Annotated in this window: 17 protein-coding genes and 1 pseudogene; 8 read left to right on the plus strand and 10 right to left on the minus strand. The window is 69.0% G+C overall.

The window, feature by feature from the left end:
- The 3 genes from ilvN to JWQ05_RS16220 form a co-directional block, all read right to left on the minus strand.
- A partial coding sequence (gene ilvN, locus JWQ05_RS16210; RefSeq protein ID WP_299660387.1) for an acetolactate synthase small subunit occupies positions 1 to 425 on the minus strand: 425 nt, incomplete at its 3' end.
- Positions 426 to 525: 100 nt separating this feature from the next.
- The gene (locus tag JWQ05_RS16215; protein WP_299660389.1) at positions 526 to 2,301 is read right to left on the minus strand and encodes an acetolactate synthase 3 large subunit; all 1,776 of its coding nucleotides are present in this window, start codon (positions 2,299 to 2,301) and stop codon (positions 526 to 528) included.
- Positions 2,302 to 2,631: 330 nt separating this feature from the next.
- Positions 2,632 to 2,892 carry a PepSY domain-containing protein gene (locus tag JWQ05_RS16220; RefSeq protein ID WP_299660391.1) on the minus strand — a complete coding sequence of 87 codons (261 nt, stop codon included), beginning with the start codon at positions 2,890 to 2,892 and terminating at the stop codon, positions 2,632 to 2,634.
- A gap of 189 nt (positions 2,893 to 3,081) precedes the next feature.
- On the opposite strand from JWQ05_RS16220, the gene JWQ05_RS16225 reads away from it, so the two are divergent.
- The 8 genes from JWQ05_RS16225 to JWQ05_RS16260 all read left to right on the plus strand — a co-directional run bounded on the left by JWQ05_RS16225 (position 3,082) and on the right by JWQ05_RS16260 (position 14,495).
- Entirely contained in the window at positions 3,082 to 3,570 is a 489-nt protein-coding gene (locus JWQ05_RS16225; protein WP_299660421.1) for a chemotaxis protein CheW, read from the plus strand.
- Positions 3,571 to 3,599: 29 nt separating this feature from the next.
- The gene (locus JWQ05_RS16230; RefSeq protein WP_299660393.1) at positions 3,600 to 5,147 is read left to right on the plus strand and encodes a protein-glutamate O-methyltransferase CheR; all 1,548 of its coding nucleotides are present in this window, start codon (positions 3,600 to 3,602) and stop codon (positions 5,145 to 5,147) included.
- Positions 5,144 to 5,692, plus strand: coding sequence for a chemotaxis protein CheW (locus JWQ05_RS16235; protein WP_299660395.1), 549 nt, complete (start codon positions 5,144 to 5,146; stop codon positions 5,690 to 5,692). The genes JWQ05_RS16230 and JWQ05_RS16235 overlap by 4 nt, the downstream gene beginning before the upstream one ends.
- A gap of 94 nt (positions 5,693 to 5,786) precedes the next feature.
- Positions 5,787 to 7,457, plus strand: coding sequence for a methyl-accepting chemotaxis protein (locus tag JWQ05_RS16240; protein ID WP_299660424.1), 1,671 nt, complete (start codon positions 5,787 to 5,789; stop codon positions 7,455 to 7,457).
- 120 nt (positions 7,458 to 7,577) lie between these two features.
- A complete protein-coding gene (locus tag JWQ05_RS16245) occupies positions 7,578 to 9,833 on the plus strand; it encodes a response regulator (RefSeq protein ID WP_299660398.1) in 2,256 nt (751 codons plus the stop codon).
- A gap of 44 nt (positions 9,834 to 9,877) precedes the next feature.
- Positions 9,878 to 10,921, plus strand: a complete 1,044-nt coding sequence (gene cheB, locus JWQ05_RS16250; RefSeq protein WP_299660427.1) for a chemotaxis-specific protein-glutamate methyltransferase CheB — start codon at positions 9,878 to 9,880, stop codon at positions 10,919 to 10,921.
- Positions 10,918 to 12,636 carry a response regulator gene (locus JWQ05_RS16255; protein ID WP_299660400.1) on the plus strand — a complete coding sequence of 573 codons (1,719 nt, stop codon included), beginning with the start codon at positions 10,918 to 10,920 and terminating at the stop codon, positions 12,634 to 12,636. Before cheB ends, JWQ05_RS16255 begins: the two co-directional genes overlap by 4 nt.
- Before the next feature lie 2 nt (positions 12,637 to 12,638).
- Positions 12,639 to 14,495: a response regulator gene (locus JWQ05_RS16260; protein WP_299660403.1), complete on the plus strand. Its 1,857-nt coding sequence runs from the start codon at positions 12,639 to 12,641 to the stop codon at positions 14,493 to 14,495.
- A gap of 95 nt (positions 14,496 to 14,590) precedes the next feature.
- Here JWQ05_RS16260 and rplQ read toward each other — a convergent pair whose 3' ends face one another.
- The 7 genes and pseudogenes from rplQ to JWQ05_RS16295 all read right to left on the minus strand — a co-directional run.
- The gene (gene rplQ, locus JWQ05_RS16265; protein WP_299660406.1) at positions 14,591 to 15,001 is read right to left on the minus strand and encodes a 50S ribosomal protein L17; all 411 of its coding nucleotides are present in this window, start codon (positions 14,999 to 15,001) and stop codon (positions 14,591 to 14,593) included.
- A gap of 181 nt (positions 15,002 to 15,182) precedes the next feature.
- Positions 15,183 to 16,253 (minus strand): DNA-directed RNA polymerase subunit alpha, encoded by a 1,071-nt coding sequence (locus tag JWQ05_RS16270; RefSeq protein ID WP_299660408.1) that lies wholly within the window; start codon positions 16,251 to 16,253, stop codon positions 15,183 to 15,185.
- A gap of 71 nt (positions 16,254 to 16,324) precedes the next feature.
- Complete coding sequence (locus tag JWQ05_RS16275; protein ID WP_299660410.1) at positions 16,325 to 17,200, minus strand: MBL fold metallo-hydrolase; 876 nt, start codon at positions 17,198 to 17,200, stop codon at positions 16,325 to 16,327.
- Between the two features lie 44 nt (positions 17,201 to 17,244).
- Positions 17,245 to 17,634, minus strand: a complete 390-nt coding sequence (gene rpsK / locus JWQ05_RS16280; RefSeq protein ID WP_056091630.1) for a 30S ribosomal protein S11 — start codon at positions 17,632 to 17,634, stop codon at positions 17,245 to 17,247.
- Positions 17,635 to 17,806: 172 nt separating this feature from the next.
- Positions 17,807 to 18,175 carry a 30S ribosomal protein S13 gene (gene rpsM / locus JWQ05_RS16285; protein ID WP_238280526.1) on the minus strand — a complete coding sequence of 123 codons (369 nt, stop codon included), beginning with the start codon at positions 18,173 to 18,175 and terminating at the stop codon, positions 17,807 to 17,809.
- A gap of 229 nt (positions 18,176 to 18,404) precedes the next feature.
- A complete protein-coding gene (locus JWQ05_RS16290; protein ID WP_299660418.1) occupies positions 18,405 to 19,007 on the minus strand; it encodes an adenylate kinase in 603 nt (200 codons plus the stop codon).
- Between the two features lie 115 nt (positions 19,008 to 19,122).
- A pseudogene (locus JWQ05_RS16295) lies at positions 19,123 to 19,337 on the minus strand (preprotein translocase subunit SecY); the annotation flags it as partial.

Raw genomic sequence — 19,337 nt, forward strand, 5'->3', positions numbered from 1 at the left:
TCGAACACGAAGGAGTTCAGGGTCGCGTCCAGGGTCTTGGCGCCGAAGGCGGCCGCGAGGGTGAGCGATTCGGTGCGGTGCTCGCCGGTGCCCGCCACCTTGACGAGGCAGAGTTCGCGCTCGAGGGCCTTGCCCTGAAGCGTCAGGTCGACGACCCGGTGGACCGGCACGAGGCGGTCGAGCTGCGCCTTGATCTGCTGGATCACCGCGTCGGTGCCGGCGGTCACGATGGTGATGCGCGAGAGGTGACGCGCCACCTCCGTCTCCGACACCGTCAGGCTCTCGATGTTGTAGCCGCGGCCCGAGAACATGCCCGAGATGCGGGCGAGCACGCCGGGCTCGTTGTCGACGATGACCGCCAGGGTGTGCCGGTTGACGGGCTCGACCCGGCCGGCATCGGGATAGTGCGTGTTCATGGCGTTCATGGCGTGCCCTGGATCTGCGTCAGCGTGGCGTGTCGTGTCGTGGAAGGCCCGGCCGGGCCGATGGGTGGGGCCGGGCGAGGTTTCGCCCGGCCCTCAAGCGTCAGACCAGCATCTTGCCTTCTTCCGAGATGACGTCGCCGAGCTCGACCCCGGTCTCGCCGAGGTAATCGGACAGCAGCATCTCGTTGTGCGCCTTGCCCGACGGGATCATCGGGAAGCAGTTCTCCTTCTTGTCGACGATGCAGTCGAAGACGACCGGACCGTCGTAGTCGAGCATCTCGGCGATCGCCGCGTCGAGGTCGCCCGGCTTCTCGCAGCGGATGCCCTTGGCGCCGTAGGCCTCGGCCAGCTTCACGAAGTCGGGCAGGCTCTCGGAGTAGCTCTGCGAGTAGCGCGAGCCGTGCAGCAGCTCCTGCCACTGGCGCACCATGCCCATGTCCTCGTTGTTCAGGATGAAGATCTTGACGGGCAGGCGGTACTGCACCGCCGTGGACAGCTCCTGCATGTTCATCAGGATCGAGGCCTCGCCGGCGATGTCGATGACGAGGCCGTCCGGGTGGGCGAGCTGCGTGCCGATGGCCGCCGGCAGGCCGTAGCCCATGGAGCCGAGGCCGCCGGAGGTCATCCAGCGGTTCGGCTCGTCGAACTTGAAGTACTGTGCCGCCCACATCTGGTGCTGGCCGACCTCCGTGGTGACGTAGGTCTCCCGGCCCTTGCAGGCCTCATAGAGGCGCTGCACCGCGTATTGCGGCTTGATGATCGTGCCCGACGGCCAGTAGGCGAGGCAGTCGCGCGCCTTCCAGGTCCGGATCTTCGTCCACCAATCGTCCATGCGGGCAGGGTACGGCCGGCGCGGCAGCGCCTTCCAGGCGGCGAGCATGTCCTCCAGCACCGAACCGCAATCGCCGACGATCCCGACATCGACCTTGACGACCTTGTTGATCGAGGAGGCGTCGATATCGATGTGGATCTTCTTCGAGAACGGCGCGAAGGCGTCGAGGCGTCCGGTGATGCGGTCGTCGAAGCGTGCGCCGACGCAGACCATCACGTCGCAATCATGCATCGCGAGGTTGGCCTCGTAGGTCCCGTGCATGCCGAGCATGCCGAGGAACTGCTCGTCCGAGGCCGGAAAAGCGCCCAGTCCCATCAGTGTCGAGGTGACGGGAAAGCCCGTCTCGGCGGCCAGTTCGCGCAGCAGGGTCGAGGCGTGCGGGCCGGCATTGATGACGCCGCCGCCGGTGTAGAGGATCGGCCGGCGCGCGGAGGCCATCAGCTCGACGGCCGCCTGGATCTGGCCCGCATCGCCCTTGAAGGCGGGCTTGTAGGTCTTGTGGCCGTTCTGGCTGGGACGCTCGTAGAGGCCACTGGCGAACTGGATGTCCTTCGGCAGGTCGACGACGACCGGGCCGGGACGGCCATTGGCGGCGACGTAGAACGCCTCGTGCAGGATGCGCGGGAGGTCCTCGATCGATTTGACGAGGTAATTGTGCTTCGTGCAGTGGCGCGTGATGCCGACCGTGTCGCATTCCTGGAACGCGTCGGTGCCGATGAGATGCGTCGGAACCTGACCGGTGATGCAGACGAGCGGGATCGAATCGAGCAACGCGTCGGTGAGACCCGTGATGATGTTGGTGGCGCCCGGTCCGGAGGTGACGAGGACGCAGCCGACCTTGCCCGACGAGCGGGCATAGCCCTCCGCCGCGTGGACGGCGCCCTGCTCGTGGCGCACGAGGATGTGCTTCAGGGTCTCCTGGTGGAACAGCGCATCGTAGATCGGCAGCACCGCACCGCCCGGATACCCGAACAGCGTGTCGACACCCTGATCCTGAAACGCCCGGATGACCATTTCGGCCCCGGTCATGACCTCGCCGCCCATCGTCCTGCTCCTTCGAAACTCTGTCTGGTGTTCGTGTCGTCGGCTCGTCGCGGCAATAAAAAAGGGCCCCGAGGGACCCTGCATGCGCCACCATCCGGATCGCGGACCTGAAGTGTCAGGCCCGCCCCGTCGGTGGCGCTTCCGTTACGATAAGGATGGCACGCATCGGTAAAACTCTGGCCTCGTCCGTCCGCCGCTGTCGCGAAGACCTGCGACGGACCGAAAAAATCGTGTCGCGTGTCATACCGAAGTGGGTAGGCCCGGTCAACGCCGAAGCGAACGATCCTGCCGTTGATTCGACCCGGACCGCTCCACTCACGCGGGGCCGGTCTATTCGACCGGGACTTCACCCAGGATCGCACCGGTCTTCGGGTCGGCATCGAACTTCATCTTCCGTCCGTCCTTGATGCCCTCACCGTCCCAATGCCCGTCATCGGCCTCCAGCTTGGTGATTTCGGAGTAACCGGCGCTTTTCAGCGCCTGCTTCGTCTGGGCCGGGGTCAGCCAATCGGCGCCGGGCGCCTCGGCCATAGCCCTGAGGGGAAGCGCGGACAGGGCGGCGACGAGCGCGCATCGAACGACTCTGGACATGGGGAGGTCCTGCCGGGGGATAGAGAAGCGAAGGCGCGAGGCTAGCCGAGAAGACCCCGCGCCGCGATCTGGCCAGATGCATGGACACAGGTTCGTGTTTGCGAAAGCCCGCGTCGCCGTCCTATCAAGTCGAACGATCGGGGGAGGCGCTCGCCCGCGCCTGATTCCCGCCCGCGAGGACCTCCCGCCCTGCCCGAAGCCGCCGCCTTTCTCCTCCTCGACGTGGCGGGTGTTGCCTGCGCGCTGGCGCAAGCTTCCGTGAGCGAGGTCCTGCCGTTGCCGGACCTGCATGCGCCACCGGCCGGTGGCGGCCCCCTCGCGGGCTTCCTCAATCTCGGGGGCGTGCCGGTGCCGGTGATCGACCTCGCCCGGCTCCTCGGCGTGGTGACGGCGTCCCGCGCCGACGAGACCTACCGGCACATCCTCCTCGACGCGGAGGGGTCCACCGGCTTCCTGGTCGACCGGGTCGAGGACCTCGTAACCGTTGAGCGCTCGGCGGTCCGTCCGGTCTCCTCCGAGCGCACCCTCAACGGCTGCGTCGTCGCGGAGATCGCGCGGGGGGACACCCTCGTGCATGTCCTGAGCCTCGCCCACCTCCTGACGACGGAGGAGCGCGTCCGCCTGTCCGCCCTGACCGATGCGGCGGCCGAGCGCCTCGCCGCGCTGCCGGTCGCCTGAGCCGGACCGGGACGCGGGATGGAATCCTCATGAGCCGCCCGCCCCGTTCCGGCCCCGAGGTCGATCCCGGCTTTCCCGCGCTCAAGGCGCGGATCATCGCCCGGACCGGCCACCACTACTACGTCGACAAGGACGACCTGCTGTTCGAGCGGCTGCGCAAGCGCTTCCGGGCGAATGGCCTCGCCGACGCGACGGCCTACGCGGCCCTGCTCGATGACCGGGTCGCGGGCGGACCGGAATGGGCGGCGCTGGAAGCCGAGATCACCATCGGCGAAACCTTCTTCTTCCGCTACGCCGAACAGTTCACGGCCCTGCGCGCGACGATCCTGCCTGCCCTAATCGCGGCCCGATCGGGCGAGCGCGTGCTCAGAATCTGGAGCGCGGGCTGTTCCACGGGGGCGGAGCCCTATTCCATCGCGATCCTGCTCCACGAACTCCTGGGGCCGAGCCTGGACGATTGGCGGATCTCGATCCTCGGCACCGACATCAGTGCCACGGCCCTCGAGACCGCGCGCGCGGGAATCTACGGCCGCTGGGCCCTGCGGACCCTGCCGCCGGCCGAGCGCCTGCGTTACTTCCTGCCGGGCGCTCCCGTGGCCGGGGTGGGGCGTGACGGCACCTACACGCTGCGCCCGGAATTCCAGCGGATGGTGCGCTTCGAGCGGCGCAACCTGATGGACCTCCTCGACGCCCGGGCATCGCCTGCCCTCGCGGAGTTCGACCTCGTCCTGTGCCGCAACGTGCTCATCTACTTCGAGGCGGACGCCGTGCTCGGCATCGTGCGCGGGCTCGGTCGGCGGCTGCGCCCCGAGGGCTGGCTCCTCATCGGCCATGCCGAGCCGAACCCCGCCATTTCGGCGATGTTCGATCCGGTCAACCTCCCCGGCACCGTCGCCTACCGCCCCTCTGGCACATCCGGACCGGCCCCAGCGCCGCCGCCCTGGCAGCCGGCATTCGGCATGGAGAGCCCGAGCGGACTCGCCCCGATGCCTTACCTCGGCGAACCCGATCGCATTTCGCAGGCTCGGCGTGAACCCGTGCTCGCCGAACGGGCCTCCGTCGAGGTCGTCGGATTCGGGGAGGAGGATGTCGGCATCCGCAATGTGGCGCACGGGAACTCTGTGCCGGGCGATCCTGGCATCGAGGATGCCGAGTTTGCGAACATCGAGGCGGGCGCACGCCTGGCCCATATCCGCGCCCTGGCCGATGCGGGCGAGACGGGCGAGGCGTGGCGGGCCCTGCGCGTGGCGATCCGCGCGGCGCCGACCGACCCCGCCCTGCACTATTACGATGGGCTCCTCGCCCACAGCCTCGGCCGTCACCCCGAGGCCGAGCGTGCCCTGCGCGGTGCTCTCTATCTCGAACGAGACTTCGTGATGGCGCATTACCAGCTCGGCCTGCTCCTGATCGGCCTCGGCCGGACGGGAGAGGCCGCGCGGGCCCTGGACAACGCGATCCGGCTCGCTCAAGCCCTGGCGCCGGACGCGATCGTGGCGGAAGGCGACGGGCTCGGCCCGAGGGAACTTGCCCGCAGCGCCACCCTCGCCCGAGCCGGGCTGACAGGAGACGGTCCGTGACCCAGACCCTTGGCAGCGCCGGCGAGGCCCCGGGCCTGCACACGTTGCGCCAGGCGCGTACGCGCGCCCTCGCGCGACGCGGTCGCGGGGTCGCCGCGCTCACGGCGACGCGGGCCTATCTCGTCTGTGTCTGTGGTCCCGACCGCTTCGGATTGCCCCTCGGTCAGGTTGCGCAGGTCCTGCCGACGAGACCCGTGACGCCCCTGCCCGGCGCGCCGCCGGCCGTGCTCGGCCTCATTGCCCTCTCGGGCCGCGTCGTCAGCCTGCTCGCACTGGGGCGCGCCCTCGGCCGTCCGGCGGAGCCGAGCGACGAGGCCGGTCACGTGGTGGTGGTGCGCGGCGCCACCGTACCCGTGGCCCTCGCCGTCGACCGCGTTCTCGGCGTCGCCGAGATCGCCGACGAAGCCCTGGACTCGGCTTATGCGGAGACCGGTTTGAGCGCGGAGGCGGTTTCGGGCTATGCCCCGGCGGGTGCCGGGCAGGGGGCCGAGACCGGCTTCGTCGTCCTCGACCTGCCGCGCCTGATGCGGCGATACCTCTCCTGATGCCGGTCCGGCGGTCGGGACGTGCCACGAGGCCGGTTTCGGGGGCACTGCGCCCCACGACGACCGGCCGGTTTGCGGAGCCTTGAGCCAGCCTGTGTCGATCTCGATCGGAAAACGCATCCTCCTCGGCTTCGTCGCCATCACGGTGGTCGTGGTGGCCCTGGGCCTCTATGCCCTCGAACAGATCGGCACGGTGCGCGCCACCACCGATGCCATCGTCTCGCGCGACCTTACGGTGGCGCGCCAGCTCGACGACCTCGCCAACAAGGGTCGCGACATGGGCCTGCAGCGCCGCAACGCGATCATCGCCCTCCTGATGCGGGCCCGTGGCGGCCCCGAACGCGAGGACGTCTCGGGCACTTGGCGTCGGACCGCCATGGAAGCTGACGCGATCCTCACCGAACTCGTCCGCGCCACGGACGGCTACCGCGCCCGCTCGGCATCCGAGGAGCGCAGCCTCGCCTGGCGCAAGATCAACGGCGTCGCCATCGAGGCGATGGCCGAATTGCGGGAATTGCGGACCGCGAGCGAAGCGCAGCTCGCGGCCATCAATGCCAAGGATATCGACGGCGTCGAGGCGCGAAGCGACGCCCTGAACCGCAGCCAGGATCTGTTCATCGGCGACATCGAGCGCACGCGCAGCGCACTCGACGAGGGCATCGCGGCCGGGCAGCGCAGCGTCGCCGACCTGTACGACCGCAGCCGCCTCTCGATCCTGGCGACCCTCGCGGCCTCCATCGTGCTGAGCATCCTCATCACTATCCTGATCAGCCGGGCCGTGGTGCGGCCCCTGGAGGCCGTGATGGCCTTCGCCGAGCGGGTCGGCGAGGGAGACCTCTCCGGCACCCTGGAGGCCCGGGGCAAGGACGAGATCGGCCGGCTCGGGCGCACCCTCAACCGCATGGTCGCGGGTCTGGCCGACCTCGCTCGCACCAACCGGGCCGCCACGGCCGACCTCAACGCGGCGGCAGCCGAGATCCGCGCCTCCGCCCAGGAGCAGGCCGCGAGCGTCGAGGAGCAGTTCGCCGCCGTGCAGGAGACCGCGGCCACCGTGGACGAGATCACGCATTCGGGCGCGCAGATCGGCAAGCGGGCCGGTGAGGTGATCGCCACCGCGCAATCCACGGCTCAGACCTCGCGCGCGGGCCTGCGCGCGGTGGCCGACACGGCGCGCGCCATGGACGCGATCCGCGAACAGGCCGAGGCCGTGGCCGGCAACATCGTCGCCCTCTCGGAGAAGACCCAGGCGATCGGCGACATCATCACCACGGTGAACGACATCTCGGAACGCACGCATCTCCTGGCCCTCAACGCCGCCATCGAAGCGGCGGCGGCGGGCGAGAGCGGGCGCAGCTTCGCGGTGGTGGCCTCCGAGATGAAGCTCCTCGCCGACCAGGCCAAGGCCGCGACGGGGCAGGTCCGCACGATCCTCGGCGAGATCCAGCGCGGCATCAACACCTCGGTCATGCTCACCGAGGAGGCGGTCAAGCGCGCCGCCACCGGCAAGGCCCGCTCCGACACCACCCAGCGGACCATCGAGGAGATCACCGCGCGGGTCGAGGAGAGCGTGCAGACCTTCCAGCAGATCGTCGCCTCGACGAACCAGCAGCAGCTCGGCATCGAGCAGGTGATGGGTGCTCTCCAGAACATCCGGCAGGCGAGCCAGCAGACGGCCGCCGGCACCCGCGAGGTCGAGGCGGCCTCCGCCAACCTTACCGAGCTGGCGCAGGCCCTGATGGCGCTCGCCGAGCGCTACCGGCACTGAGGCGCTTGTTCGTGTCGGGGGCGCTCGATCGGCGGGAAAAGACCATGGTTCACGAGGGACTTGCTGCGAATGTCTCGGGTTCGGACGTCACCCTAGCGCCGCGACGGCGCTGAGCGGCGGATGGACATTCGCCAGCTTCTTCTCGCGGCCTTCGAGGTCGAGCACCGCGAGCATATCGACGCGATCCGCAACGCGCTGGCCGGCGTCACCGGCGAGTCTGCGCCGGACTGGAACGACGTCTTCCGCCGCGCGCACAGCCTGAAGGGCGCCTCGCGTGCGGTCGACCTGCCGGCGGTGGAGGCCGTGGCGCACCGCCTGGAAGCGTTGTTCGAACGCGTCGTCGCGCGGGAATCGGGCCTGTCGCGGGGAGAGACCGCCGCCGTCCACCTCGCCCTTGACCGGATCGAGGCCTACGTCGCCGGCCTCACGGACGGCGCCGGTCCGGACATGCCGGGCGACGCCCTTACGGCCCTCGACCGGGCCCTCGATCCGGCAGCCGCAGAGCCGGAGCCAGTCGTTCCCCCTCCTCCGGTCTCCGCGCCGGCCGCCAAGCCGGCGCCCGTCGAGGCGCCCATCGACGGGCAGCAGGCCCTTCTCCGCATTCCGGCGGATGCGGTCGAGGCGCTGACGCGCGCCACGCACGAACTGGCCAGTGCCCTTGGGGGTGAGCCCCTCGTGGCGGATGGTCTCGCGCGTCTCGCCCGCCGCGCCGCCGAACTCGCCCGCCTCGCCGAGCGCCTGCGCGCTAGGGGATTGATCAAGAGGGAGGTGGCCAAGAGCCCAGCGGCCATTCAAGTCCCCGGACCGTCATCCGAGGCCCATGACGACGAGTGGGGTGCGCTCGAAGCCGGCCTGATCGCGCTGTCGCGCGATGCCGCCGAGGTGTCTCGGGTGCGCGGCGCCCTCGCCTCCACCGTGGAGAACGGGATGGCCCGGCTCTTGGGTGAGGCCGAACGTATGGCCCTCGTCCCCGCCGAGACCGCGTTCGGGGGCTTTCCCCGGGCCTTGCGCGAGCATGCCCGCGACGAGGGGCGCGAGATCGAGGTGACCGTGCGCGGTCTGGAACTGCCGGTCGACCGGGGAATGCTCCAGGTTCTCAAGGACCCGGTGCTGCACGCGCTTCGCAACGCGCTGAGCCACGGCGCCGATTCCCCGGAAGCTCGCCGGAGCCAGGGCAAGCCCAGCGCGCTCGCCATCGGTCTCGATGTTGCCGTGCAGGGCGGACGCCTCGTCATCAGGGTCCACGACGACGGGCGCGGACCGGATCTGGCCGCCATCGCCAGGACCGCGCGCGCCCGCGATCTTCTCGTCCCCGGGCCCGACCCCAGCGCCGAAGCGCTCCTCGCGTTGGTGTTCGAGCCCGGCTTCTCCACCGCCGCTTCCGTCGACACGCTCTCGGGCCGCGGCATCGGCCTCTCGGTCGCCGCCGATGCCGCGCGCCGCCTCGGCGGCACGGTCCGGCTCGCGCCGCGCGCCCCCTACGGATCCGAACTCTTCATGAGCCTGCCGCTCTCGGCCGCGCGCCGGGCCATGCTGTTGGTGGAGGCGGGCGGTATCACCTACGCGCTGCCGAGCGCGTCGGCGGAGCGCCTACTGCGCTTGGCCCCCCCGGCTCTCGGATCGGCCATGGGTCGCATCGTCACCCGCGTGGAGATTGACGGCGCTGACGCGACCGTGCCGGTCCTCGACCTGCGCCACCTCCTCGGATTCGGGGGCGATGCGCCGGAGGCGGAGACGGGGCGGACGCGCCCCGCGATCCTGCTGCGGACGACGGGCCGGCGCTGCGTCCTGATGGTGGATGCGCTCTCCGACGTGCGGACCCTGCGGGTCCTGCCGCCGCCTCCGATCGGGGCCGATGCGCGCCTCGTCTCCGGGACCGTGATCCTGTCCGGGGACCGGCCGGCGCTGGTGCTCGACGCCGAAGGCCTCGTGGCGCGTGCGGGGGAGGTCGGCATCGGTGCGGCGCCACAACCCACGGGAACCCGCGGAACGATCGCGCAGGCGCCACGTTCGACGATCCTCGTGGTGGACGACTCGATCACGACGCGGACCTTGGAGAAGGGCATCTTGGAAGCGGCCGGGTACCGCGTCGTCGTCTGCGTCGACGGTCAGGATGCGCTCGACCGTCTGCGCGCGCGGATCGAGCCGGTGGACCTGATGGTCGCCGACGTGGAGATGCCACGCCTCGACGGGTTCGGCCTCGTGAAGGCGCTGCGCGCCGACGAGGCCTTCGCGCGCCTGCCGATCATCCTGATGACCTCGCGCGGCGATGCCGGCGACGTCGCGCGCGGCCTCGAACTCGGGGCCGACGCTTACCTGACCAAGCAGACCTTCGATCAGCGCCAACTCCTCGACACCATCGGGCAATTGCTGTGAGCGGCCTCGAACTGGATACAGTGGTGCCCGCGCGGGTCCGGGTCATGCTGGTCGAGGATTCGCTGGTGGTGCGCCAGCTCCTGATCCACATCGTCGGCCGCGATCCGCGCCTGGAAGTGGTCGCGGCCGTGGCCTCCGGCGAGGAGGCGCTCGCCACCATCGCCCAGGCCCGTCCGGACGTCGTCTCGATGGATATCCGGCTCCCCGGCATCGACGGGCTGGAGACGACGCGCCGTATCATGGCCGACCGCCCGACGCCCATCGTCGTCATCGCGGATTCGATCGAGGATTCCTCGCTGCGCATCTCGATGAACGCCCTGCGAGCCGGTGCCCTGTCGGTGGTCGAGAAGCCCGTGGCCACGACCCATGCTGGGTACGATGCGGTCGCTGCCGAGATCTGCACGCAGTTGCGGATCATGGCGGCCGTGCCGGTCATTCGCCGCCGGCCGATCGGCTCGGAATGGGCGGGACGGGTCGCTGCCCCGATCCCGGTCTCCGCCGCGCTCCGCGTGCCGGAATCCGCCAGCGTCCTGGCGGTCGCGGCCTCCACCGGCGGCCCGCCCGCCCTCGCCCGGGTGATTGGCGGCCTGCCCGCCGACTATCCGCTACCGGTCCTCGTGGTCCAGCACATGGGCGCCGCCTTCATGGAAGGCTTCGCGGCTTGGCTGAACGGCGTCGTCGGCCTCACCGTCTCCGTCGCACGGGAGGGTGAGCGGGCCGAAGCCGGCCACGCCTACGTGGCTCCCGGAGACCGGCATCTCGAGCTTGGCGCGGGTGGACACCTGCGCATCACGGACGCGCCCCCTGTCGGCGGGCAGCGCCCGGCGGCCACCGCCTTGTTCCGCTCGGTCGCCAAGCATGCGGGCGCGCGCGGCATCGGCGTCCTCCTCACCGGCATGGGCGAGGATGGGGCCGCCGGCCTCCTCGAGATGCGCCGGGCGGGCGCTTCGACCGTTGCGGAGGACGAGAGCACGGCCGTGGTGTTCGGCATGCCGGCGGCCGCGATCCGGCTCTCGGCCGCCGGCACCGTTCTGCCGCTCGACCGGATCTCCGCGCATCTGGCACGCTTGGCGGAGGGCGTCCCGTGAGCGAGACCGCCGAGGCCAAGCCCCGCCTGCTTCTCGTCGAGGATTCTGAGACCCAGGCGCTCGAACTGCGCCTTCTCCTCGAATCGCGCGGTTTCGCGGTGGAGCGCTGCGCGACGGCGGAAGCGGCCCTCGACCATCTCAACACGCGCCTGCCCGACCTCGTCGTGGCCGACCACCACCTGCCGGGCATGAATGGCGACGAGTTCGCGCGCCAGCTCCGGCTCTCCCTGCGCACCCGCACCCTGCCGCTCCTGATGCTCACGGGAGCCCGCGACGGTGAACGCCAGGGCCTGGAGAGCGGCGCCGACGCCTATGTGGCGAAATCCGCCGATCGCGATCTCCTCGTCCTGCGCATCCGTGCCCTCTTGCGCGAGCGGATGGGTGCTGGCGGCGGCGACGGCCCCGGCGTCTCGGCATTCCGGCGGGGGCGCGTGCTCGTGGTCGACGGCAGCGCCACCTATCGGACGTTCCTCGCGGGCCTCCTGGCGCATGAGGGCCACGAGGTGTCGACCGCCGACGGGCACGCCACCGCGCTCGCGGCCGTCGAAGCGGCCGGCGCCGCGTTCGACTGTGTCACCATCGACCTCCTCGGCGCCACCTATGACGGGCTCGCCCTGTGTCGGGCGATCGGCGATCGCCGGATCGCGTCCCTGGCGGAGCAGGAAGCCGGCGCCCCGACCTTCCAGGTGGTCGGCATCGCCGGAACGGCACCGACGAAGGATTTTCTGGTGGAGGCCTTCGCGGCCGGCGCCGACGACGTCGTCTCGAAATCCGACGGCGAGATCCTCGTCATGCGGGTGCGCAGCCTCGTGCGCCGCAAGCTGCTGGAGGAGGACAATCGGCGCATCGCCGGCGAGTTCGGGGACCGTGAGCGGGCCCTGGAACGCGCCCGTGCCGAAGCGGAGGCGGCGGAAGCCCGGGCTGCCCTGGCGGGCGCCCTTGAACGGGCGAATGCTGACCTCGCCACGGCCAACCGCAAGCTCACCGACGCGCAGGCCAAGCTCGTCCAGGCGGCCAAGATGGCCTCCCTCGGCGAACTGGTGGCCGGCATCGCGCACGAGATCAACAATCCGCTGGCTTTCATCCTGGCCCATCAGGGTACGGTGGAGCGCGTCCTCGGCGAGGTCGTCGCCGAGCCCGAATCCCCCGACAATTCCCGCCGGCTGAAGAAGTGCGGCGACCGGGTCGGCGCGATGCGCATGGGGCTGACGCGCATCCAGGACCTCGTCCTCAACCTGCGCAAGTTCTCGCGCCTCGACGAAGGCGAGCGCACCCTGGTTCACGTGCCGGAGGCGATCGAGACGGTGCTGGCCCTCATCCAGCACAAGCTGGGCGACAGGATCGCAGTGGTGCGTGACTTCACGGGCCGGCCCGAGATCCACTGCACCCCTGCCCTGCTCAACCAGGTGGTGATGAACATCCTGGGCAACGCGGCCGATGCCATGGCGGAGGGCGGCACGATTACCATCGAGACCCGGACTGCCCCGGACACGGATCTGATCCGCATCAGCGACACCGGACCCGGCATCCCCGAACCCTTGCGCGAAAAGATCTTCGAGCCCTTCTTCACGACCAAGCCCGTGGGGTCCGGCACCGGCCTCGGCCTCGCGATTGCGTACAGTGTCGTACAGGCGCATAGCGGCTCGCTCAGCGTCGAGGCCGCTCCCGGGGGCGGAGCCTGTTTCGTGATCGGTATTCCACGACAGACGGATTGAGCATGTCACTAGGCACGATCCTGGCCGTCGATGACGAGCCGGATATCCTGATCGCCCTTGAGGACCTGCTCGAGGACGAGTACCGCGTTCTCACCACGACGAAGCCGGCAGAGGCCCTGGCGATCCTGGCTGCGACGCCCGAGATCGCCGTGATCCTGTCCGACCAGCGCATGCCCGGGATGACCGGTGACGCGATGTTGGCCGAGGCGCGCAAGATCCACGATGCCCAGGCGATCCTCCTCACCGGCTACGCCGACATGAGCGCAGTGGTGGCCGCCCTGAACCAGGGTGGCATCACCGGCTACGCGACGAAGCCGTGGGATGCCAATCTGCTGCGCAACACCGTGCGTCAGGCCTTCGAACGCCATCAGATCGGCCGCGACCTCGCCACCGAGCGGGCCCTCTTGCTCGGCCTCCTCGACAATGCCGAGGATGCGATCTCGTTCAAGGATGCCAAGGGCCGCTTCATTCGCCTGAATGCCCGCAAGGCGGCAAGCCTCGGGCACTCCGTCCCGGACTGCCTCGGGCGAACGGAAGACGCTCTCTCGAGCGAAGGAGCGAGCGTTCTGGAGGCGGATTTCGGCGCCATGGTGCGCGGAGAACCGGCGGATACACTGGTGGCGCAGGGAGCAGTCGGGGCGGAACGCTGGCGCCACGTCATGCGCGTTCCGATTCGCGACGGCTCGGGGGCGGTCACGCATCTTGCCACGATCGAGCGGGACGTCACCGAGCAGAAGTCGCTGGAAGCGCGCCTGCGCCAATCCGACAAGATGCAGGCCCTGGGCACCCTGGCCGGCGGCATCGCGCACGACTTCAATAATCTTCTGACCGCGATCCTCGGCAGCCTCGAACTCGTTGGCCCGAAGATCGCCGACCAGCCGCGCGTCCAGCGCCTCGTCGGCAACGCGGTTCAGGCCGCTCAGCGCGGCGCCTCCCTGACCCGGCGCCTGCTCAGCTTCAGCCGCTCGCGCGACCTTCGCCCGAGGGCGGTCGACGTCAACGGCCTGATCGAGGGGATGAGCGACCTGCTGAGCGGAAGCCTGGGCGGGCTCGTCACGATCGAGACTCGCCTCACCCCCGAGGCGCCTGCCGCCAGCGTCGACGCGGACCAACTCGAACTCGCGATCCTCAACCTGTGCATCAACGCCCGCGACGCGATGCCGGAAGGTGGCAGAATCGTCCTTAGCACCCGCGTCCTGACCATCGGCGACGATCCGGACCTGACGCCGGGCGACTACATGAGCGTCGAGATCGTGGATTCCGGCAGCGGCATCGCGCCCGAGATCCTGGCCCGGGTCTGTGAGCCCTTTTTCACCACGAAGTCGGTGGGCCAGGGCACCGGGCTCGGCCTCGCCATGGTGTTCGGCCTCGCGCAGCAATCGGCCGGGCGGCTGCGGATCGAGAGCGCCCCTGGCGCCGGCACCCGCGTCGAGATCGTGCTGCCGCGCGCCAACGCCGCCAGCCCGGCCGAGATCGACGCGGCGCCTGCCGCCCTCCCTGCCGCGCGCTCCGCCCGCATCCTCGTCGTCGACGACGATGCGGAGGTCCGGCACGTCACCGCCTCGTTCCTATCCAGCTTCGGCTACCACGAGAGCGAGGCGGCGGACGGCTCAACGGCCCTGTCGCTGATGGAGCAAAATTCCTTCGACCTCGTGGTCGCCGACCTTGCCATGCCGGGCATGACCGGCGTCGAACTCGCGCAGAGCATTCGCGCGCGATGGGCCGAAATCCCGGTGCTCATCGTCACCGGACACGCCGAAGCGATTCCGATCCCCCCCGACCTTCCAGTCCTGCGCAAGCCCTTCGAGTCGGCCGACCTGGCCGCCGAAGTGTCGCGCCTGCTCGACGTGGCGGCGTAGACGGACCTTCGGCGTCCTCGCCTGCATCCAAGCGAGCCATAAAAAAAGGCGGCCCACGGGCCGCCTTTTCGTCATCCTGAACGATCCGCCGTGACTTACGCGGCGTCGTCCACCAGCACCGGGCCGGAATCCTTGCCGCGCGCATCCACGTCGCGATCGACGAACTCGATGACGGCGAGCGGGGCGTTGTCGCCGTAGCGGAAGCCGGCCTTCATGATACGGCAATAGCCGCCCGGGCGGGCATTGTAGCGCGGACCGATCACCGCGAAGAGCTTGCGGACCATGTCATGGTCGCGGATCTGCGACATGGCGAGGCGGCGCGCGTGCAGCGAATCGGTCTTGCCGAGCGTGATCAGCTTCTCGATGACCGGACGCAGGTCCTTGGCCTTCGGCAGGGTGGTGACGATCTGCTCGTGCTTGATCAGCGCGGCCGACATGTTGGCGAACATCGCCTTGCGGTGCTCGGTGGTGCGGTTGAAGCGACGACCGCGAAATCCATGACGCATGATGGCTGGTCCTTATGTGATGGCCGCCGTGCCACGGTACGGCCAAGCGCCCCCTGATCGGGGCTGTTCATTCCGCATGACCCCGCGGCGGGATTCTTTAGCAGTCGACGTTCCCGGTCGGCCGAACCGGCGGCGCAGAGAGGCGCCGCCCAATCATGCCCGATGAGGCTTAGCCTCCGCCCTAATAGTGCTCCTCGAAGCGCTTGGCGAGGTCCTCGATGTTCTCCGGCGGCCAGCCGGGGATGTCCATGCCGAGGTGCAGGCCCATGGCGGCCAGCACTTCCTTGATCTCGTTGAGCGACTTGCGGCCGAAGTTCGGGGTGCGCAGCATCTCGCCCTCCGACTTCTGGATGAGGTCGCCGATGTAGACGATGTTGTCGTTCTTCAGGCAGTTCGCCGAGCGTACCGACAGCTCGAGTTCGTCGACCTTCTTAAGCAGCGCTGGATTGAAGGGGAGCTGCGGCGCGAGTGGCTGCGCCTCCTCCTTGCGGGGCTCCTCGAAGTTCACGAACACCTGGAGCTGGTCCTGGATGATGCGCGCGGCATAGGCCAGGGCATCCTCCGGCGACACGGCACCGTTGGTCTCGATGGTCATCGTCAGCTTGTCCTTGTCAAGATCCTGGCCCTCGCGGGTGGTCTCGATTCGGTAGGACACCTTGGTGACGGGCGAGAACAGGGCATCGACCGGGATCATGCCGATCGGCGCATCCTCGGGACGGTTGCGCTCGGCCGGGACGTAGCCCTTGCCGGTGGCGACCGTGAATTCCATCCGGATCTCGGCGCCGTCGTCGAGGGTGCAGATGACGAGGTCGGGGTTCAGGATCTGGACGTCGCCCACCGTGCCGATGTCACCGGCGGTGACCACGCCGGGGCCGGTCTTGCGCAGGGTCAGGCGCTTGGGGGCCTCGGTCTGCGAACGGATGGCGATGGTCTTGATGTTGAGGACGATGTCGGTGACGTCCTCGCGCACGCCCGGGATCGACGAGAATTCATGCAGCACGCCGTCGATCTGCACCGAGGTCACGGCCGCACCCTGAAGGGAGGAGAGCAGCACCCGGCGCAACGAGTTGCCCAGCGTCGTGCCGAAGCCGCGTTCGAGGGGCTCCGCCACGACGGTGGCGACCCGCTTGGGGTCGTGCCCGGTCGAGACCTGAAGCTTGTTCGGCTTGATGAGCTCTTGCCAATTCTTCTGAATGACCACGATGCTACCTCTCGCAAGATCGGCGCGGGCCACATGGGGCGGTCCGCGCATTGCCTGCCGACACCGCGCCTTCGGTGTCTGACAGGCTCAAAAACCGATACGTCCGCGTTGCCCGCGAACGGTTACTGTGCCGTGACCCAGAGTTCCGGAACGAAACTGTAGGCGGCACCGTCCCGGGCGACGTAGCCCAGGGCGGGAAATTCCAAATGCGCGCCCGCCACGAAGGTGCGGTCGCTGGCGACCACGTCGAGCATCCGGCGACGCACGGAGCAGGCCTGCTCGCCGTCGGTGTCGAACACCATACCGGCTTCCGGCTGCTTGAACTGGATCGCCGGCAGGTGAACGATGTCCGCCCACATCAAAAGCGACGTGTCGCCCGACGTGATCCGGTAACCCGTATGCCCCGGCGTGTGGCCGGGCAGCGGAACCGCCTCGATGCTTGGTGCGACCGTGCCGCCCGTGACGGTCCGCAGGCGGCCGGCATAGGGAGCGGTCGCCTTGCGTGCCATCTCGAAGTAAGGCTTGGCGCCATCGGGCGCCCGGGAGAGCGTCCCGTCGTCGAGCCAATGGGCCACCTCGTCGGCATGCACAACCAACTCGGCGTTCGGATAGGCCGCGATGTCTTCTCCGGCGATAAGCCCGCCAGCATGGTCGGGGTGAAGGTGGGTCAGCAACACCGTCCCGATGCTTTCCGGCGAAACGCCCGCCGCCGCTAGGGCGGCGGGAACCCGCCCGAGAGACGGACCGCCGAAGCTGCCCATTCCCGTATCGATCAGGATCGGCTCGATGCCGGGGCCGGTGATCAAGAACGCATTCAGCGTGATGCGGGGATCGTGGGCACGAAAACCGGCGGCCTGGAGGGCGCCGGCCTCGTCCCTGCCGATCCGGGTGACGAGATCGAGCGACCCTTGCAGGTAGCCGTCGTTCATCACCGTGATCGTCAGATCACCCAAGCTCCACCGCAGCACACCCGGAAGCGGATTCTGAGCACTCGACACGCGCGTCTCCGTAGCAGACCCCGACACCTCGCCAGCGTGACCGCTCAGACGCGGCGACGCTTGCGCGGGCGGCAGCCGTTGTGCGGGATGGACGTCACGTCGCGGATCGACGTCACCGTGAAGCCGGCGGCCTGGAGCGCGCGCAGGGCCGACTCACGCCCCGAACCCGGACCGGAGACCTCGACCTCGAGGGTCCGCATGCCGTGCTCGGCAGCCTTGCGGGCGGCGTCCTCGGCGGCGACCTGGGCGGCGTAGGGGGTCGACTTGCGCGAGCCCTTGAAGCCCATGGCGCCGGCGGACGACCACGAAATGGTGTTGCCCTGCGCGTCGGTGATGGTGACCATCGTGTTGTTGAACGACGCGTTCACGTGCGCGACGCCCGAGACGATGTTCTTGCGTTCGCGGCGACGAACGCGGGTTGCTTCCTTGGCCATCTGTGCTCTCTCGTCCTTCAAGCGCGCCCGTCATTCCAGGCGCTCGGGATTCTTTTGGAATGTCGGCGGCGCGGCTGTGGATCACCGCACCGCCACGCCAAGCCCCGAAAACGGGACGTTCGACGCGATGGAAAGAAGGCCGAGCAAAGCACGGCCCTCGGATCGCAGAAGATTACTTCTTCTTGCCGGCGATCGGCTTCGACTTGCCCTTGCGGGTACGCGCATTGGTGTGCGTGCGCTGGCCGCGAACCGGCAGGTTACGGCGGTGACGAAGACCACGGTAGCAGCCGAGATCCATCAGGCGCTTGATGTTCATCGAGACTTCGCGGCGCAGATCGCCCTCGACGAGGTAGTCGCGGTCGATGGTCTCGCGGATCGACAGCACTTCGGCGTCGGTGAGCTGGTTCACGCGACGCTCGGCCGGGATGCCGACCTTGCCGGTGATCTCCTCGGCCTTCTTGGGGCCGATGCCGTGGATGTACTGGAGCGCGATGACGACGCGCTTGTTGGTCGGAATGTTAACGCCAGCGATACGAGCCAAGGTGTCTCTCCATGCGGACCCGAAATGCGTTCCGAGTCAGGTGTCACGCGCGTCCGGTGGAGACCGGCCCCTGCGCGCCGTCCAAAACGACAAATCGGCCCGCATCGACCTCCTGAGAGACGATCCGGACCCAATTTCCCTGAACGAAGACCGGCCCACTAGCGCGGGCCGGCACTGCTGTCAACCCTTCTGGGAGGTGCGATCGAACGTGCCTAAGCACGCTAAGCGCTCAGGACGTGGCGGTCGCGGTGTATCGATTGAGAACGGCGACGAGATCCTCCGTTACCGCATCCACGGGCTTCATGCCGTCGATTGTCTGCAGCAAGCCGGTACCGACGTAATAGTCGGAGAGCGGAGCCGTGAGCGTCCGATAGGCGTCCAGGCGGGTCTTGAAGACCTCGGGGGTGTCGTCCTTGCGAACGGGCTGGCCGCGAGCGGCCGTTTCTTCCGCGCGCTTGGCGATGCGGCCGACGAGGGCATTCTCGTCCACGACGAATTCCACGACGGCGTCGAGGGCGATGCCCTTCTGCGACAGCATGGCGTCCAGAGCCTTGGCCTGCTCCACCGTCCGGGGGAATCCGTCGAGGATGAAGCCGTTCCTGGCATCCGCCTCCTCGATGCGATCGGCCACGATGCCGACGACGATCGCATCGGAGACGAGACCACCCGACTCCATCACGGCCTTGGCCTGAAGGCCGACCGGCGTGCCCGCCGCCACCGCGGCCCGCAGCATGTCGCCGGTCGACAACTGCGGGATGCCATAGCGCGCCACGATCCGCTCGGACTGCGTCCCCTTCCCCGCGCCGGGTGGCCCAAGCAGGATGATGCGCATGGTCTCGTTTCCTCAGGTCCGATTTTCTTGGATGTCCGACGCCGTTCCGCGACACCGGTACTCGATACGCCTCAGAAGAGGTCTCGGCCGGCGCATGTCCGGCCACGAACCCCGATCAACGCCGACGCGTCGCGCCGCGCAGCTTGGCCTTCTTCACGAGGCCCTCGTACTGGTGCGCCATGAGGTGGCCGTGGATCTGCGCGACGGTGTCCATCGTGACGGAGACGACGATCAGGAGCGAGGTGCCGCCAAAGCCGATGCTGGCGGATGAGTACGAGGCCAGGATTTCCGGAACCAGGCAGACGAAGGTCAGGTACAGGGCGCCGATCA

The organism is Methylobacterium sp. (assembly GCF_028290105.1).
GTDB lineage: Bacteria > Pseudomonadota > Alphaproteobacteria > Rhizobiales > Beijerinckiaceae > Methylobacterium.

Excerpts from the sequence above, each read along its gene's own strand:
- JWQ05_RS16230 (WP_299660393.1), top strand. The coding sequence starts at position 3,600 with ATGAGCCGCCCGCCCCGTTCCGGCCCCGAGGTCGATCCCGGCTTTCCC.
- rplQ (WP_299660406.1), bottom strand. The coding sequence starts at position 15,001 with ATGCGTCATGGATTTCGCGGTCGTCGCTTCAACCGCACCACCGAGCAC.
- JWQ05_RS16270 (WP_299660408.1), bottom strand. The coding sequence starts at position 16,253 with ATGCGCGGACCGCCCCATGTGGCCCGCGCCGATCTTGCGAGAGGTAGC.
- JWQ05_RS16260 (WP_299660403.1), top strand. The coding sequence starts at position 12,639 with ATGTCACTAGGCACGATCCTGGCCGTCGATGACGAGCCGGATATCCTG.
- rpsK (WP_056091630.1), bottom strand. The coding sequence starts at position 17,634 with ATGGCCAAGGAAGCAACCCGCGTTCGTCGCCGCGAACGCAAGAACATC.
- cheB (WP_299660427.1), top strand. The coding sequence starts at position 9,878 with ATGCTGGTCGAGGATTCGCTGGTGGTGCGCCAGCTCCTGATCCACATC.
- JWQ05_RS16215 (WP_299660389.1), bottom strand. The coding sequence starts at position 2,301 with ATGGGCGGCGAGGTCATGACCGGGGCCGAAATGGTCATCCGGGCGTTT.
- JWQ05_RS16290 (WP_299660418.1), bottom strand. The coding sequence starts at position 19,007 with ATGCGCATCATCCTGCTTGGGCCACCCGGCGCGGGGAAGGGGACGCAG.
- JWQ05_RS16245 (WP_299660398.1), top strand. The coding sequence starts at position 7,578 with ATGGACATTCGCCAGCTTCTTCTCGCGGCCTTCGAGGTCGAGCACCGC.
- JWQ05_RS16220 (WP_299660391.1), bottom strand. The coding sequence starts at position 2,892 with ATGTCCAGAGTCGTTCGATGCGCGCTCGTCGCCGCCCTGTCCGCGCTT.